The 17,420-nt window shown below is 45.8% G+C and carries 11 protein-coding genes and 1 riboswitch; of the genes, 4 read left to right on the top strand and 7 right to left on the bottom strand.

Translation table 11 applies throughout. The features are described 5' to 3' along the window. Positions 1 to 87: 87 nt before the first annotated feature. From MHI01_RS23430 to MHI01_RS23410, 5 genes are all read right to left on the bottom strand, one after another. The gene (locus MHI01_RS23430; protein ID WP_340984243.1) at positions 88 to 1,134 is read right to left on the bottom strand and encodes an MBL fold metallo-hydrolase; all 1,047 of its coding nucleotides are present in this window, start codon (positions 1,132 to 1,134) and stop codon (positions 88 to 90) included. A 71-nt stretch (positions 1,135 to 1,205) separates the two neighbouring features. Beyond that, positions 1,206 to 1,403 (bottom strand): cytochrome bd oxidase small subunit CydS, encoded by a 198-nt coding sequence (cydS, locus tag MHI01_RS23425; protein WP_127546575.1) that lies wholly within the window; start codon positions 1,401 to 1,403, stop codon positions 1,206 to 1,208. Positions 1,404 to 1,411: 8 nt separating this feature from the next. After that, positions 1,412 to 2,446 carry a cytochrome d ubiquinol oxidase subunit II gene (locus tag MHI01_RS23420; protein WP_340984242.1) on the bottom strand — a complete coding sequence of 345 codons (1,035 nt, stop codon included), beginning with the start codon at positions 2,444 to 2,446 and terminating at the stop codon, positions 1,412 to 1,414. After that, positions 2,443 to 3,789, bottom strand: a complete 1,347-nt coding sequence (locus MHI01_RS23415; RefSeq protein WP_036606964.1) for a cytochrome ubiquinol oxidase subunit I — start codon at positions 3,787 to 3,789, stop codon at positions 2,443 to 2,445. Before MHI01_RS23415 ends, MHI01_RS23420 begins: the two co-directional genes overlap by 4 nt. 385 nt (positions 3,790 to 4,174) lie before the next feature. Further along, the gene (locus MHI01_RS23410; RefSeq protein WP_340984241.1) at positions 4,175 to 7,021 is read right to left on the bottom strand and encodes an ATP-binding protein; all 2,847 of its coding nucleotides are present in this window, start codon (positions 7,019 to 7,021) and stop codon (positions 4,175 to 4,177) included. Between the two features lie 344 nt (positions 7,022 to 7,365). Between MHI01_RS23410 and MHI01_RS23405 the strand changes: the two genes are divergently transcribed. Further along, positions 7,366 to 8,064, top strand: a complete 699-nt coding sequence (locus MHI01_RS23405) for a response regulator transcription factor (RefSeq protein ID WP_017692253.1) — start codon at positions 7,366 to 7,368, stop codon at positions 8,062 to 8,064. A 49-nt stretch (positions 8,065 to 8,113) separates the two neighbouring features. On the opposite strand, the gene MHI01_RS23400 is transcribed toward MHI01_RS23405, so the two are convergent. Beyond that, the gene (locus MHI01_RS23400; RefSeq protein ID WP_036606962.1) at positions 8,114 to 8,533 is read right to left on the bottom strand and encodes a hypothetical protein; all 420 of its coding nucleotides are present in this window, start codon (positions 8,531 to 8,533) and stop codon (positions 8,114 to 8,116) included. A gap of 241 nt (positions 8,534 to 8,774) precedes the next feature. Between MHI01_RS23400 and MHI01_RS23395 the strand changes: the two genes are divergently transcribed. The 3 genes from MHI01_RS23395 to MHI01_RS23385 all read left to right on the top strand — a co-directional run bounded on the left by MHI01_RS23395 (position 8,775) and on the right by MHI01_RS23385 (position 12,715). Next, a complete protein-coding gene (locus tag MHI01_RS23395; RefSeq protein WP_076319643.1) occupies positions 8,775 to 9,917 on the top strand; it encodes a virulence factor in 1,143 nt (380 codons plus the stop codon). A gap of 147 nt (positions 9,918 to 10,064) precedes the next feature. Then, positions 10,065 to 10,280: riboswitch (Lysine riboswitch) on the top strand. Positions 10,281 to 10,396: 116 nt separating this feature from the next. Beyond that, positions 10,397 to 11,878: an amino acid permease gene (locus tag MHI01_RS23390; RefSeq protein ID WP_127546584.1), complete on the top strand. Its 1,482-nt coding sequence runs from the start codon at positions 10,397 to 10,399 to the stop codon at positions 11,876 to 11,878. Positions 11,879 to 12,073: 195 nt separating this feature from the next. Then, positions 12,074 to 12,715, top strand: a complete 642-nt coding sequence (locus MHI01_RS23385) for a class D sortase (RefSeq protein WP_036606954.1) — start codon at positions 12,074 to 12,076, stop codon at positions 12,713 to 12,715. A gap of 125 nt (positions 12,716 to 12,840) precedes the next feature. Here the strand turns inward: MHI01_RS23385 and MHI01_RS23380 are convergent, their stop codons facing one another. Further along, a complete protein-coding gene (locus MHI01_RS23380) occupies positions 12,841 to 17,352 on the bottom strand; it encodes a collagen binding domain-containing protein (RefSeq protein WP_340984240.1) in 4,512 nt (1,503 codons plus the stop codon). Positions 17,353 to 17,420: the final 68 nt, after the last annotated feature.

The raw sequence follows: 17,420 nt of genomic DNA, 5'->3' as shown, positions 1-17,420 counted from the left end.
ATTGGCCGCTTTTTACTTATTAAAGATTTGGTAAATACACTGTTCATGCAGGCATATCCCTACATTAACATATTTGGCTCACTTTTGTTAGCCCCGTTTACCTTCCTCGTGGTGAATGCGGAGTGTCTCGCCATGACCAAGCACCCGAATCCGCTCTTTACCAATGCCTAGCCGTTCACGTTCGGCTTCCAGCCGATCCAGTGCTTCCTTGGGCGTATCATCCGCCAGCTTGAATGTGCCGTAATGCATTGGCACCATGAGCTGTGAACCGGATTCAACGAACCCCTGCAGCGCTTCTTCGGGTGTCACATGCTGAGAAGTCATGAACCATTCCGGATCGTAGGCACCGATGGGCATCAGGGTAACACCAATGTCAAAGCGTTCTCCAATCGTTTTGAAACCCTGGAAGTAACCTGTATCACCCACAAAATACAACACAGGCGGACCGCCTGATGTTTTGGATGTTTCGTTCTTCCCTGATTCCGTGGATGATTCATCCTGATTGTTCGTTGTTGTAGCACTTTCCACTGCTGAATTCGTTGCCGAATGATTCGATTCCAATACATAACCGCCCCAATGAGACGTATTGGTATCAAACAACGTTCGGCGCGTCCAGTGCTGTGCAGGAACAAAAGTTATTTTGACTCCGCCAAGTGTCATATGATCCCACCATTTCATCTCCTGGCATCGATGAAATCCTTTGCGAATCATCTTGCGCTTCAGACCATCGGGTACGATGAGCAACGTCTTGGCTGTAATCAGCTTACGCAAGGAAGCCAGATGCAGATGATCATAGTGGGAATGGGATATCAGAATCACATCCAACGGTGGAATATCCTGAATCGGAATGCCGGGGGCACCGAGCCTTCGTTGAAATCCCATTTTTTCGGCCCACACCGGGTCAGTCACGATGTTCAATCCATAATATTGAATGAAAAACGTGGAGTGACCAATCCAGGTAATACTTGTGTCATCCCGGTTGGCATGCAGATAATCCAGTTCAGGCGGGTGTTTGGGCACGGTGTAGGAGTAGTCCTTCACTTTGCTCCGCCGTTGCTCCCTCCATTGTTTGAATTCCTTCAGCGTTTTGTCCGTACTTACATTATCGATATTGTTATAACGGATTTTTGGCATGAAAGGGCCCTCCTCCCTTCCTCATTTCTTAACAACAGATTACCCCAAACGGGAATGGACGTACCAACCAATCAATCCTTTGGGTTCTTATATACGGCCAGATATACAAACAGAAAGACAATAGCAGCCGCAATGATCAGTGGAGGGGCGTACATAATGGTGAATGTCTCAAAAAAGCTCAATCCGGTTATACCGGGTATCCCCGTGACTCCCTCAGTAGATAGTGGATCCAGCAAGGAAGTCATGAGTGAGAACATGTATGGGTGCATGAACAGACTCATCCTTTCTTTTTACCAGAATTACCGCGCACATAATTGGCATCAAACAGGAACAGCTTCATAATCAGCACAAGCGAAGGAATGAGCACGAGTAGCCCCAGACTAAACGCTGTAATGAGCGCAATCCCCATCGTGCGATTCGTAAAGCCGTCGTAAATATTGATGTAAGGATACAATATGTACGGAAGGTGAGATCGCCCGTAACCATACCAGGCAAAGGCAAACTGAAGAATGACAGCAACAAAACACCAACCCAGATATTTACTTTTCCACACCAGCGACACAGCAATGACAAAACAAATAAACGAAGCGATGAACATCCACGAAATATTTACCATCTGCTCAAAGTGTTCGGGATTCTGTTTGTTAATCTGCAGAAAAGCCAGAAAGCTTGCAAAAATGGTAGGCAAACTCCAGAGCAGCGCGTACTCTCGAAGCACCTCATATGCCGGCTCATCCCCCGCCCGTTTTGCATAATAAGATAGAAACATCGCCGAGATGTACAGCACACTAACCAGTGCAAGCAAAACAACCGACCATGTATAGGGATTCGTCAAAAATTCACGCCAGCGAAAAAACACCTGATCGCCCACCTCTTCAATGATCCCGCCTTCGGATATCGCCAAAATGGTGGAGAACACGGCTGGAATCAGCAATCCCGTCGCCCCGTACAATGCCATATAGATCCGGCTGTTCTGCCCATGATTGCCATAGGTATTGTAGGCGTAATACACGCCCCGGATCGCAAGCAGTACAATGGCCAGGGAACCCGGCACCAGCAAGGCCGTCCCGTAATAAAAGGCGCTGTCCGGATAAAACCCGACCAGTCCGACCACAAAAAAGATCAAAAACACATTCGTCACTTCCCACACGGGAGACAGGTAGCGCTGAATGATGTTATGAATTTTGTTCTCATGCCCGGTCAAAATGCTATAAAAGCTGAAGAACCCGGCGCCAAAATCAATCGAAGCAACGATCAGGTAACCGAACAAAAACGTCCACAATATTGCGATGCCTGCAATTTCGAAACTCAATGCACGATCCCTCCTTCAAGCCCCAGAGACTCTAGTTCCTTCTCTGCTTCCTTGTTACGGAACAGCTTGCTGAGTACCCGAATGCACGAGAAACACAGGATCAGATACAGCAATATGAACAACACTAACATCCATCCTACCGAAGTTGACGTCGTGGCCGCTTCCGCCACCTTCATATATCCGCGTAAGATCCAAGGTTGCCTGCCAACTTCAGCGAACATCCACCCCAACTCGATCGCAATCATGGCCAGTGGCCCCAGCAAGACAATGCCAAGCAGCAGCCACTTGGGATAGGGCTTGCGCCCTGGCAACCAGCGCCGCAGTACATATAACACAGGAATCATCAGGATGATCACTCCGGTGGTGACCTTCAGGTCGAACATATAATGTATGGATAGTGGTGGTCTCAGATCCGCCGGAAATTCTTCGAGACCTTTCACTTCCGTATCTGGACGATTACCCGCCAAAATGCTAAGCGCATAGGGAATCTCAATCGCGTATTTCACTTCATTATTCTCATCCAAAATACCGCCATAAACGAGCGGTGCCTCTTTCATCGTCTTGAAATGCCATTCTGCGGCAGCCAGCTTCTCCGGCTGATATTTCGCCAGGAATTTACCGGAGGAATCGCCGATCATGACGGTACTAATGGCAAATACGAGCGCAGATACCGTCGTGAGTTTCAGTGCTTTTTTGTAATACACATGATCCCGTCCCCGAAGCAAACTGAAGGCGGCGATCCCCGCCAGAATACCTGCACTCAAGGTGTAGGATGAGGCGAGCACATGGGACACTTTGGTTGGCGTTGCCGGATTCAACATGGCAGCAATCGGATGAATGTCCTTCATGATGCCATTAATCAGGGTGAATCCCTGAGGCTGGTTCATGAAGGAGTTCACCGTTGTAATGAAGATCGCAGATGCAGATGAGCCGAGAGCTACCGGAATTAACAGCAGCATATGCGTATATTTCTTTTTGAAACGATCCCACGTATAGAGGTAAATCCCAAGAAAGATAGCCTCTATAAAAAAGGCAAACGTCTCCATGAACAGCGGCAGGGCGATTGCCTGACCCGCTACCCGCATAAACATCGGCCACAGCAGACTGAGCTGTAATCCGATCGAGGTGCCTGTAACGACGCCAACAGCAACGGTGATGACAAAACCTCGCGCCCACCGGCGTGCCAGCAAGGTGTAATGCATATCATTGGTTCGGAGTCCTCGCCACTCGGCCAAGGCAATCATAAGTGGAACACCTACACCAATAGAGGCAAAAATAATGTGTACAAACAGGGTAAGGCCGGTTAGTATCCGGCTGAGCAAAACAGGGTCCAGGGATGACATGGTTACACTCCTCTTTCACATAATCGTTATGTACGACAGCAGTTACTCTGCTTGAACGTGTATCTCAATAACTCATGATTCGGATGATGCTCTTCACAACGGCATACAGCACAACCACAGCTGCAACCAGACAGACGATAATGAGTGTTTTCTCTTGTTTACGGAACATATACCTGCCGTCCTCCTTTTGCATGGGATGCAAATTATGGCTCTATAGACAGTTTGCAAAAGAAGTTGTTTTTTTATCCGGGGAAATTGAAAAACAAAAAAAGCCTTTCCCCTTATCACGCTCACGCGCTGAAGGGCAAAGGCTCTATCCGTAGGTCTCGTACATAAACATTATTCATAAAAAAAGTGGAATACATTTCTTCATTCTTCATTAAATTCAGACCAATACGTCCTGCTTGGGCAGTCGTACCTTGAACGTACTTCCTTTGTCCGGTGCAGATATAAAGGTCAGCGTACCCTTGTGATCCTCTACAATTTTACGGGAAATGTACAACCCAATTCCTGTTCCACCAATCTGCCGGTGATCCGAATTATCGACCCGATAGAATTTGTTAAACAGCATGTCCTTCTCTTGCTCCGCAATACCTATTCCGTAATCACGCACATCAAGACATAACCATTCCTCTTCTTCCCATAACGTAACATCGATACGATCGGCTCCCGGAGAATACTTAACTGCATTACCCACCAGATTATGCAGAACCTGAACCATCCTGTTCTGGTCCGCATAAGCAAAAAAGTCTCCATTAAACGTATGCACGTAGATACGTTGGGCAGACTTCATATTCCACTGTTCGGCAACCCCTTCTACCAACTCCACCAGCGGTACATACGTCATGTGGTAAGTCATACCTTCGTTGTCGAGACGCTGAATATCGAGTACATCATCGAGCAAACTGCTCAGCCGCTTGCCCTCCGAAGAGATGGTCTGCATGAATTCCCGCTGTTGAGCTGCCGGAAGGTCATACATCATCATAAGTTCCACATATCCCATAATGGTGGCTACAGGCGTTCGAAGCTCATGAGATACCACACTGATCAGCTCATTTTTCATCCGATCCAGCCGTTCTTCTCCTGTTCGGTCACGGAACACCAGCAGAAACCCATGGTTTTTACCCGGGACATCCATCTGCTTCATGTACAAGGAAAAAACACTTTTATCCACATTATTGAATATAAATTCGGTCTCGATAAAAGCCGTTTCTCCATTCAGGAATGCTCTCGTCTGTTCCATCAGATTGAAGTTGTCCGTTAATACCATCGTATCAATGGCCTGCGCCAAATCTTCAATGGATCTGCCCATAAAATCACCCAAACCAAACATCTCTTCTATCCTTCGATTGACGATGGTTATGGTACCTGATCGATCAGACATCACGAGCCCTTCTCGTACGGATTCAATAAATTGCTCACTGATATCTCGCTGTTCCTGGATGGCAATCTTCTCATTGAACAACTCCGAGTTCAGCTTCTCCAGCGCAAGGGCATGACGTACACGATCTTCTTCTGCTCTGGTCCGCTCCGTAATATCCTTAATAAACAGGTTATATAATGTCTCATTTTTGCCCAACTGGATCTCAACAATTTTGTACTCAATCGGAAATACGGAACCATCCCGTCGGATACCTGAAATTTCTTCAACGATGGTGTATCTTTTACCTTCAACATATTCAAATCGCTCCAGCAAATTCTTGATCTCCTTGCAGCTGGCCCCTTGAAAAAGAGATGGCGCTTCCTTGTGCAGGATCACTTCTTCCCGACGCAATCCAAACATTCTTTCAGCCTCCGGATTAAACTCAACGATCAGCCCATTGGAGTCCACAGCGATAATCGCATCAATAGAGGATTCAATAATGGCACGTTTGACCTCTTCACTATTCTTGAGTTCCTTGGTACGCTCGATAACCCTGTCCTCCAGCGTTAACTTGTCGTGACGAATCTGTTCGAATTGTTCCAGCAGCACATCGGCCATTTTGCGCAAATTACCAATCAGGATCTGTACTTCGGTTACATGGCTGGTTGGCCACTCCATCTTCCCATTTCGAAACAGCAGTCTCGGAAGAGAGCCTGTCATTCGGGTCAGTCTTAACAGCGGGCTAACAACCTTACTGCTGAGAGGAGCCGCTACGATCATGGAAGCCACGATGATGATGAACAGGGATTGCAGCGTGGTCAGATAAATGGATTCGATTCGGGGGTAATACTCGGACGAGTCAGTCACAATGAATACCCGATAAGGTGTTAACCTTGTCATTTCTGCTTCATAGATAAAAGAGGCTTGTTTCCAATGATTCAATACATCGCTGTAATGGATATTTGCGGAACTTAACAGAATGAGGTTATCCCTCGACTTCAGAAGACGGAATCTGTCCATGTCCAGATACTCGCCCACCTGTAGTGTATTCAAACCAGAAGCGACGACTGTATCATTGCGATTCAGCAGAATCACATTCACACCCAGTAGATGATGATAACGCGCCATATTCTGATCCATATTCTCAGAGGTAACGTACTCTTCATCAAGATCCTGAACAACCGCAGTTGCTGCATATTTCATATCACGTAATATGGCATCATTCATTTGCCCCAATTGTCTGCGGCTATCTGCGGATAACAGTACGAGAGAAACAAATACCACAAAGGCGACTACGTATTTAAACGCAATTCTTGTTAGTGGAATGGTTCCCATGCGTTTTGATTTGTGTTCACCCGTGGTGATCCAAAAATCAACTACAATTCCCGCAATCAGCGCATTCACCATACCAATCACAGCAATATACATATACTCATACTTCAAATCGTCTATATTTAGACCCAACATAAAATGCCCGCCATAGATAACAGGAAGTAACATCACTACCCAAAAGACAGCATTAGCCTTGATTAAGCTGCCATTCTTCCAGCGGATCTGCCAAACGAGCATCCAAATTAATTCCATGAAGTGGGCAAGCATGACAGTTAAATTGTGCGGCACAAAGCCGACAAAGACGGTATTCAGGAGATGGATAACTGTAAGGGTGACAAATCCATAGATGGCCCCATGCAAACGAAGAGCAATGAGTGCTGCCGCGCTACCAATCATAAACTGTACACCATAGAATAAAGTAAACGGAAAAATAGTGCTTAATGAGCCCAGAATGATCAGAATGCTGGTCCCAATCCAGGGTATTCTCAGCTTCAACACGACCCAATCCAGCATTTGTCTTGCCTTTATACGATCCATAAGCCATTGCCCTCATGGATCATTTTTTCTTCTGTTTTCAACAACAACGTTGGTTCCCCCTATAAACTTAAGCGGATACAATATTACTTTTTTCCCCTTAACTCGTTCTGATCCATTATACTGTAATTAATACTTGGTGTAGCTTTGGGAAATTCTGATTGATCGGCAACCAAACTGCATTCATGCTAGAATATTGAAGTTCATTCAAAAAGCGTCTTCTTTCTCTACATATACATCCTATATTTTGGGATAGAAACATTAAAAAATTTGCGGCATTTATTCGCAATTCACCTTGTTTTTTTAGCATTTTCTTAACATATTATTTTCACCAGGAGTGTGACCCTATGACTATCAAAGTACTTCTTATAGAAGATGAGAAAAATCTAGCCGACATGATTGCTTTCTTTCTTGAGGAGGAAGGATACATCACTGAACGGGTTCATCATGCCCGCGAGGCACTTCAACTGTTTCCACAATTCCAGCCGGATATTGTTGTAACGGATCTCATGCTTCCTGAAATGGATGGAAATGATCTCGTAGAAGCCTTTCGCCAGCACTCCACTGTGCCCATTCTGATGATCTCGGCAAGCACCATGCTGAATGATCGACTTCGTGCATTGCATAATGGTGCGGATGACTTTCTGTGCAAACCATTTAGTTTGAAAGAGTTGGATGCCCGGATTAAAGCACTGCTGCGAAGATCAATCATTTCCTATCAGGATAAACCGGTAAAAGAAGACAAGCAGGCAGAGGTTACTGGACATGTGAATGTGAATGAGTACAGAAGAACCCTGTTTGTGGATGGCGTTGAAATCGAGGTCACTCATATTGAGTTTGAGATTATGAAGGAATTGTACCGCAATCCGGGTAAAGTGTTCACCCGCAATGAACTGATGGATCGGATCAAAGGCTCCGAACGCGCCTATCTGGATCGTACCATTGATGTTCATATCTCAAGTCTACGTAAAAAAATTGAGCCTGACCCCAAGAACCCACGTTATATTAAAACGGTTTGGGGAACAGGCTATAAATATGTGATCTAATACGATCGTAACGATTAAAAAGTTAAACATCTTTGGCCATATCTCTCTTTTATCTCATGGATAAGATGGGTGGTATGGCTATTTTTGAGTTATGGATAGACGAAGAATGAAACCAATTTTCCATATCCTTGATTAGTTGATTCGGGTCTTGCTCGTTCCAGAGAATCATCTTCATCTCACCCGTACCTGTAATTTCTTGCAGGTGACGCTTCCGAATAAGGGATTGGAAATCCGTAATGACTAGTAACGGAAGTTGTGGCATAAAAGCCCGAATGGCATTTGCTGCTGACACCGCTTCTTCGGCAACCTGATAATCAACAATACAATAACGGGCATTTTCCCAACTTCCCCGATGTGTTTCTATCGCAGAACCAGATGTTGAGTCCTCAATCCAGTTCGTGAACAATTGAATAATATTCTCATATGCAATACGACGTTTTCCATCCGAGAGCACGGTAATGGGTTCCATAGGTATACCTCCAGTTGATTCTTATCTTTATTGTGCCAATTTTCGTTTAAAAATGTTTGTGCGTGAACATGAAAGAAGTGTTAACAAATTTCGCACTTCTTCACATTAAGTGTTAGACACGTCCACTTCACTTCTGGATGATTTCGCAGATTCCACACATTGATGTAAAATAGAGAAATACCCGTGTGATTTAATTTACGGGAAGTTAAAGATGAATCTGGTACTATAGGAGGTTACATTGATGAATATTGTTTCCATTGAACCAACACCGAGTCCAAATACGATGATGTTACATCTCGATGAACGTCTGGAGGACGGAATTCGCAAAACATATACACTGGACAACGAACGATCTGCTCCGGCGTTCATTCGCCAGATGCTTCATATTCCCGGTGTAAAGAGTGTGTTCCACACAACAGACTTTGTCGCACTTGATCGTAAAGGGAATGCCGACTGGTCCGTTATCTTGGGCGAAGTCCAAAATCGCCTTGGACAGCACGGCATCGATCTGGACTGGATTGAATCCGAAGATGGTTCAGGCGAGCACTTCGGAGAAGCACAGGTATTTGTACAATTCTTCCGAGGTGTACCGATGCAAATTAGGGTCAAGGCCGGGGTCAAGGAAGAACGAATTTCGTTGTCAGACCGCTTTGTCAAAGCCGTAACAGAAGTCGCCAGTGCAACGATGATCAAAGAACGTAAACTGAGTGATTACGGTGTTCGATATGGTGAATTGCCTGATATTGCACGTGAAGTCGAGCAGGAATTGGAAGCCGCTTACCCGCCGGAACGGCTGGAGCAAGTCATTAAACAGGCCATTGAACATGGTACCAAATCCGAAGAGTTCGTCGAGCGCCGCCGTGAATTGGATGGAGCCGAACTTGAAGAGGCTCTGCGAAACGAAGACTGGAATGTTCGCTATGCGGCATTTGACAGCATGGAGCCTACGGCAGAAAGACTGCCTCTCGTAGCCCATGCCTTGCATGACAACAAAATGCAGATACGTCGCTTGGCTGTCGTATACCTGGGTGACATTCGTACACCGGAAGCGATGGAACTGCTCTATGAAGCACTTCAGGACAGTTCTCCTGCGGTACGCCGGACTGCCGGGGATACCTTGTCGGATATCGGTGATCCTGCCGCCACTCCAGCCATGACAGCTACGTTATCCGATAAAAGTAAACTTGTACGCTGGCGTGCAGCACGTTTTCTCTATGAGGTCGGAACTGAAGAAGCAGAGCAAGCGTTGCGCGTTGCAGCTGAAGATCCTGAATTTGAAGTCAGCCTGCAGGCCAAGATGGCTCTGGAGCGGATCGAATCAGGCGAACAGGCTGCTGGAACGGTATGGCAGCAGATGGCTGGCCGTAATAAAAAAGAGGAATAGTCGTCTCTCAGACCTCACATCCAACAATTGTTATTGCACTGGAAAACCATGCGCGTTATACTGATTGTCTGTTTACTAAACAGGACACACGGTGTTAAGTTGTGTTGTTCATAATTTCATAGACAATAGATACACCTCATCCATTGATGGTGAGGTAGAGGTCGCGGGTGCGATCAGTACGCTGATGGAGGCGCTAAGGAGCCGCTTATGAGATCAGCCGAAAGGTGTACCCGCCGAAGCTCGCTGGACGTTCCTTATACGGTCCAGTGAGCTGGGGCTGCTGTCGAAAGGCGCAGAACTGTCACGGAAGTACATTTCCTTTATATAAAGGTATGAATTCTTCTGTGTTGAGCTATCTTAATCATCTGGGACATGGTGCGGACATTGAAATATTAAAGACCGCAGGCTGATGCCTGTGGTCTTTTGTTTATGAATTCAAGTATCGCAAACATCAGTATACCGAATGAAGGAGTGTTTCCATGCAAGACCGCAGTAACCCAACAACAACAACTGGACCTTCCCTGAAAAAAGGATTACGCGCACGCCATATGACGATGATCGCCCTCGGTGGCTCAATTGGTACCGGGCTGTTTCTCGCAAGTGGTACCGCCATCTCAACCGCAGGCCCTGGTGGAGCATTAATTGCCTATGTGGCCGTTGGCATCATGGTTTATTTCCTAATGACCAGCCTTGGTGAGCTTGCTACCTTTATGCCGGACTCCGGTTCATTTAATACGTATGCCGCACGTTTTGTCGATCCTGCTCTCGGGTTCGCCATGGGCTGGAACTTTTGGTACAACTGGGCGGTAACCATTGCAGCAGAGCTTGCTGCCGCTACTGTACTCATTAAATACTGGTTCCCCGACAGTTCATCCATGTTATGGAGCTTATTGTTCCTCGTGCTGATCTTTTCCTTGAACGTGTTGTCTGTTAAAGGCTATGGAGAGTCCGAGTACTGGTTCGCCATTATCAAAGTCGCTACTGTTATCATCTTCCTGGCCGTTGGTGTGCTCATGATCTTTGGTATTATGGGCGGAGAAGCCGTTGGTTTTAGCAACTTCACCATCGGTGATGCGCCCATCCATGGCGGATTCTTCGCTGTGCTTGGTGTGTTCATGGCTGCTGGATTCTCATTTCAAGGTACCGAGCTTATCGGAGTAGCTGCCGGTGAAAGTGAAAACCCGCGCGAGAATGTCCCTCGTGCAATTCGTCAGGTATTTTGGCGTATTCTGATTTTTTACATTTTGGCGATTACCGTGATCAGTTTGATCATCCCGTATACTCATCCGAATCTGCTCAAAGGTGACCTGGAAAATATCGGTGTCAGCCCGTTCACACTGGTGTTTGAGAAAGCTGGCCTCGCCATTGCGGCTTCCGTCATGAATGCCGTTATTCTGACTTCTGTACTCTCTGCCGGTAACTCAGGCATGTATGCTTCAAGCCGGGTTCTCTATGCTCTTGCCCGTGACGGTAAAGCCCCTCGTTTCTTGGGCAAGTTGAACAAAAAGGGTATTCCAATGAATGCACTTTTGCTTACAACAGCCGTTGGTATGTTGGCATTCCTTGCCTCGCTGTTCGGTGATGGGATTGTGTACACCTGGTTGCTGAATGCATCCGGGATGTGCGGATTTATCACTTGGCTGGGTATCGCTATCAGTCATTATCGCTTCCGTCGTGCATACGTTGCACAAGGCAGGGATCTGAGCGATCTGCCTTACCGTGCACGCTGGTTCCCGTTTGGGCCCATCTTCGCTTTTGTCCTGTGTATCGTTGTGATCATTGGACAGAACTACCAGGCATTCACGGGTGATCAGATCGACTGGAGTGGAGCCATCGTTGCCTACTTGAGCGTACCCCTGTTCCTGGTGTTGTGGCTCGGTTACAAATGGATCAAAAAGACCAAAGTGGTGCCGTTGCAGGAATGTGACTTCACACCTACGGATTCACCAGCTGATAAATAGTGGCTATTTAATAAAACCTCCCCGTGGCGTTGCAGTTTTCCTACTGTAGCGAAACGGGGAGGTTTTGTTTTGGATCGGCCTCCCCCTTCGAACATTTCTGTACATCCTTTCGTCCCTGTCCATATTTTGTATAGGTCGGTAAGTAAAATAGAGAAAGGTATACTATTTTTCTTGGACAACGGGAGTTGGTGTATAATGAAAAAATTCTCTATTCTGCTCGTTCTATTGGGCATCCTGATCATCAGCTTTCCTTTCCTGCGGGAAACGTATTATGACTGGCAGCAAACCCGTGTCATGAACGATCTGGAGCAATTGCAAAACGGCTTGTCTAAGCTTAATCACTCCTTCGAACAAGGCATACAGGATGCAGTTTCTGCCGAGCCGACTACTGACAATACAGGTACAGTGCAAGAGGTCTCATCGGATACGTTGGGGGTGTTATCGATTGACAAGATTGATGTCCGCTTACCGATTCTGGAGGGTGCAACGGAAGCCAACATGAAGGTAGCTGCAACCCATCTTGTTGAAACCACCAGTATCGGGAACAAAGGTAATGCTGCGATAGCCGCTCATCGCGCCCACAAAAAAGGACGACTGTTCAATCGTCTGGGAGAACTCCAGATTGGTGATTCAATGGAAGTCACCCTGGCAGATCGAACGATTATCCAATATAAGGTAGATCAGATATCCGTTGTGGAGCCAACTGACTTATCTGTGCTGGAGGATCCTGGGCTTGGACAGGTCCTTACCTTGATTACCTGTGATCCACTCGTCAATCCAACACATCGCCTAATTGTAAGAGCTATTGCAGTGAAACCAAATGTTACGGGGACCTGATCCTCCCTAAATATCACCAAAAAATACCCTCTAGCATATTCACACGTCGACGCTAAGTCTTCGTAGTGATTGCTAGAGGGTATTTCTATCTCACACGATGAATTTTAGATACTGCGTGTTTCGATCTAGCGATGAAGCTGTTGTCTGCGGCGGAAGTACATGAATCCCGCGCTACCTAGCGCCATCAGCATCATGCCCACAGCAGTGTAAGCCATTGTGCTCTCTTCACCTGTTTGTGGCAGCATTCCCTGAGATCCAGAATTTCCGTTTGGCTGTGATGCGGAATTTCCATTGCCCTGTGATCCATCTGTATCCGTTCCAGCAGGAGGTGCAAGTGCACCATCCCCATCAGGTGCATCTGTATCCCCAACTGGAGGTGCAGTATCGTCACCGTTGGAATCGCCTGGTGTCGGTGTCACTACCCCGGAATCTTCATCTGTCGGACTTTCGCTTCCTCCCCCAGACTCTGTAGGTTCAGTTACAACCGTGCCTGGAACCGACGGATTTGGTTTTCCTGGTTCCGGAGTTACTGGTTTCTCTGGATCTGGTGTTACACCCGTAGTAGGTGTTCCCGGATTATAAGGTCCACTAGACCCACCACCCGATACCGGGATAGCCTGATTCGTTTTTTCCACAACTACAGCTTCGGTTTGTATGTTCGTAATTTCGAATGGTACTGGTGTTGTTTCCAACATGTACCCGTTAGGCGCTTTTATTTCAACCAACTGATATTTATTGATATCCAAGCCTTCAAGTACAATTTCACCTTGTTGATTGGTTGTCAGTGAAGCTTCATCTAGACCTGTTACCTTGTGGAATTCCCAATTCCCATTTGCATCCATCAATGCAGTTTGAGCTCGTAATTCAAATACAGCTCCTTGAAGGTGCTGAGTTCGGCCCGCATTGGTTTTAATCAATTTAACAGAACGATCATTTTTTTTATTTTCAATGGTTATTTGAGTTTCTGGTTTGATAATAGATACAAGGGTCTCCGGCTGTTCAATAACAAAGCCTTCTGCCTTGGTCTCTACCAATGTATATGAACCATAATCCAAACCATCGAATTCAATGACCCCATTTAGGTCGGTTACTTTTGTATCGATGACAATGTTGGAACGATCACGCAATTCGAATTCGATTCCGCTTAATACAGACTTATCCTTGGCATTTACTTTGGTAACGACAAGTTTACCACCTGCACCCATTGCATTAGACTTCGTCAAGGTAATACTCTCCGTCTGATTCTCTACAATGGTAAACGGAATTGGTGTAGCATCCAATTGATAAAACTCAGGTGCCACGACTTCTACCAGCTCATAATCCCCTGGCGACAGTCCACCTTTGGCGATCTTCCCATCTTCCCCTGTCGTTAACTCATCGATTTTCTCTCGCGTTGCGCCGTCCTTGGAGTACAATTCGAAAGTTGCACCCTTAAGTGTCTTGGAGGAGTCCACCGCATCTACCTTGGTTAATTCAAACCCTTGGCGAATCTTTTTATTTTCAATTTCAAAAGCAATATCCGCATCCTTAAATTCAATCGTTTGACCTGAGGCAGAGCCATATTCAGGATCAACCAAATATCCTGCCGGTGCAGATAATTCTTTTAACTTATAAGGTACACCGTTGGTTAGATTGTTTAATCGATAGTTTCTGGAGCTTTCAACCACACCATTCTCGTCCGTTGGTTTCAATGTTTCCAGAAGCGTAGTTCCAGACGCATTATAGATTGCAAATATTGCACCCTCCAGCGGAACTCCTGTATCACTGACTTTGTGAATTCTGATTTTGCCCAGACCTGTAGAGGCTCCTCCACCAGCTCCAGCCAAGGAAACTTTGATTCCCGACTGATTACCTTCTCCGATTACCGAGGAAGATTGGCCTGCAAATTCAACCTTATTCTCAATTCGGGCGCCATGATCGGCATTAATATAAGACTGATATTCCAAAATGAATGCAGTATGGATATCTTTCTTGAAGGTGAAGGTAAATGTATTGCCCTCCACGTCCAATTCATAATCAGCCGGATCAACAAGTCCAGCTTTGGTGGATACATTGCCTGAATTGTTGGCAGGTAAATTGGTTGCATATAATTTCAATGAATCAGCCAATAAAATCTGGTTCTCTGACAAGGTATCTGTTAATTGGTTACCCGCAGGAATGAAAGATTGACTTGGATTGATATTTACCGTCCATGATGCTTTATCCGTTGTACCTTCTTGCTTCCCTGTTTTGCGCACGTATACACCACCGTTGGCAGGTGTAACACTGGCTGATCTATTAAATCGTATTGCACCACCCTCACCATCCGTCAGAACAGCCTGGTTGGCATATGCGCCTGCTACAGAATATGGTCCATCCAGACTTGTTTGGTACTGAATGCGATAAGCCATTTTGCCCATGTTACCCAGATCCAACGCAAAACCTTTACCGTCCGGGTTCAACTGGAATTGACCAGGTGTGAGCAGAACCTCGCTACCCACAGCAGTAACATTATTGGCTCCCTGCAACTCTAACTCATGAACTTTCAATGAGCCGTCTACGAAAGATTGGTCTCCAGTGTAAGCATCCTTAAGGATTGCATCCTGAATATCAAACAAATTGTAGTTTACATCGATTGTCCAGGTGATCTTTTTATCTTTGGCGCTATATTCACCCTTTTTGTTACCATTTTGAATTGTGTAGTCTTGCGGTTTGACCGCAGCAGTTTTGGTAATCGCAGTCTGTTTTACATCAGACTCTTCCCAATCGATCTTGGCTGAGTTGCGATATTCATCATTCGTTGGCATACCCGCTGTGGGATCAAAGCTTGTTTTATAAGTAATAACATGCTCCGTACTGAGCGTTACGCCGTCCTTCAAGCGAAGTGAGAATCCTTTTTCATACGTTGGATCAGCCGGGTCTGGAGTCAGTTCAAAGTCGTCTTTGTTAACACCACTCACTTGAAGACTACCCGGAATCAGTTTCATATGTCTGCCTTCGTAATTGTCGGTGATGACGATATCCGTCATGTCCTGCAAATCACGGTTCACAACAATCTGCCATTCGATTTCTTTTGTGTTGAAGTTTTCACTTTTTACACTCTTTGCAAAAATGACTTCCTGGATGTCTCTTCGGCCTGTTTTGGAAGTACCATCATACATGTTCACTGTGTTCGTAATGGTGTCGTTTGTATACACACGATGAATAGATTGAGTATCATATTCGATCTCATAGGCCTTTGTAATATCGTTCTTAAAATGTAATCTGAAGCCATTATCGAACCCTGTACCCATCGCTTCGAGTGTGTATTCATTCGGATTGATCAGTGTTCTGTTGGAAGCCGCTCCACTTGCATTAATGTCCACTTGATACACTTTGACGGAATTGTTGATCAGTTGCTGTTTTGCCGTATCAAAGCGGTCTTCAATCCATGCATTCGTTTGCATAATTTCTTGCTGATTGTAGTTATATTGCACTTTCCATGTGATCGTCTGGGTCACCGGATCATACGCACTCTCTTGCCCTGATTTGTTCAAAGGCTCATTAAAACTCACACGAACTCGGCCAATATCTGTTTCGTTGTGCTCACTCTGATCCGTTGTAAGCGCAACCTGGTTTTGATACTCCACGTTGGTGAACGGAGCAGTGGTTGGTGCTTTAACACTTGTCGTATAGGTTACACGATAGGCCTTATCTGTATCTCCCAATTGAATTGGAAACTGTGGTTCCGTTTGAACTACTGGGCCTTCTTTTACAGATCCATTCAATTGCACTTCCAATTCGCGAATTTCGATATTGCCCTTGAGCTCCAGCTCTGCTGGGAACGTGTCTGCAAGAACAGCATTTTTCATTGCCTTCTCGCCTTGGTTAAAATCTACAGTCCATTTAATTTCATCCGAGTTGAAGTTGTCTTTGTTTGCGCTTCCCGATTTCTTCAACTTATCTACGGCTGTGTTGGCAAAATGTACATCAATGATGCCCTGCCCTACGGAACTAAAGTCTATCTCCTGTTTCAAGCCATCTTCCATCTTGCTCTCATCGAACTTAATCCACACGTAGAAGTTGCCTTCCAGCTTCGCATGATCGATCAGTTCATTAAAGGTAAAGATGATTGTGCCATCTGGATTCACCACATACTCCCCAACACCGCCATCCAGATTACCCTTAAGCTGCGATCCGATGATGAATTTATCAGGCAAGTTAAAGGTGAACGTAGAGCCATCGCTGTAGTTGTGGTTTTCATCTGCAAGTCCCCATGTAAAGACTACAGCCACCTCATCCTGGATTCGTGGTCGAATATCCTCGATTTTATCTCCTTTGACTTCAATCGTGCCATTCCCGTTGTCTTCTGGTGCCTGATTGTACATCTGCACACTGGTAATCAATTGATCTGTAATTACCGGGCCTGCAGCTGCGATTGCTAAACTGCTCTGGTTGAGGTTTCCCTCCCCCTCTTCTTCCGGAGTGGCAGCAACGTCAACGTTGTTAACCTCTTCCGAACCTGCCAAACCTTCTTCTGATGCTGTATCGCTGATTGCACTGGCTGGCAAATTAGTTAATTCATCCTGAGCATGCATTGTTGGTGTAAATATCCAACCCTGCATCATTTGCGTGACCAGTAACAGAGCAATGATCACTATGCTCACTTTTTTCCTCATTGTTTGCATATCCTCCTCGTACGTAGTGTTGGCATACGCCGAAGATTAGAATAGCAAAGCTACATATA

The organism is Paenibacillus sp. FSL M7-0656, from assembly GCF_038003225.1.
In the GTDB taxonomy this organism is placed as follows: Bacteria; Bacillota; Bacilli; order Paenibacillales; family Paenibacillaceae; genus Paenibacillus; species Paenibacillus amylolyticus.
The sequence above is the reverse complement of the archived record's forward strand: the minus strand, read 5'-3'. Positions and strand labels throughout refer to the sequence as shown.

Bases quoted from the DNA above. Each gene is read 5' to 3' on its own strand.
- MHI01_RS23405 (WP_017692253.1), top strand. From the start codon at position 7,366: ATGACTATCAAAGTACTTCTTATAGAAGATGAGAAAAATCTAGCCGAC.
- MHI01_RS23410 (WP_340984241.1), bottom strand. From the start codon at position 7,021: ATGGATCGTATAAAGGCAAGACAAATGCTGGATTGGGTCGTGTTGAAG.
- MHI01_RS23390 (WP_127546584.1), top strand. From the start codon at position 10,397: ATGCAAGACCGCAGTAACCCAACAACAACAACTGGACCTTCCCTGAAA.
- MHI01_RS23395 (WP_076319643.1), top strand. From the start codon at position 8,775: ATGAATATTGTTTCCATTGAACCAACACCGAGTCCAAATACGATGATG.
- MHI01_RS23430 (WP_340984243.1), bottom strand. From the start codon at position 1,134: ATGCCAAAAATCCGTTATAACAATATCGATAATGTAAGTACGGACAAA.
- MHI01_RS23400 (WP_036606962.1), bottom strand. From the start codon at position 8,533: ATGGAACCCATTACCGTGCTCTCGGATGGAAAACGTCGTATTGCATAT.
- cydS (WP_127546575.1), bottom strand. From the start codon at position 1,403: ATGCACCCATACATGTTCTCACTCATGACTTCCTTGCTGGATCCACTA.
- MHI01_RS23380 (WP_340984240.1), bottom strand. From the start codon at position 17,352: ATGAGGAAAAAAGTGAGCATAGTGATCATTGCTCTGTTACTGGTCACG.
- MHI01_RS23415 (WP_036606964.1), bottom strand. From the start codon at position 3,789: ATGTCATCCCTGGACCCTGTTTTGCTCAGCCGGATACTAACCGGCCTT.
- MHI01_RS23385 (WP_036606954.1), top strand. From the start codon at position 12,074: ATGAAAAAATTCTCTATTCTGCTCGTTCTATTGGGCATCCTGATCATC.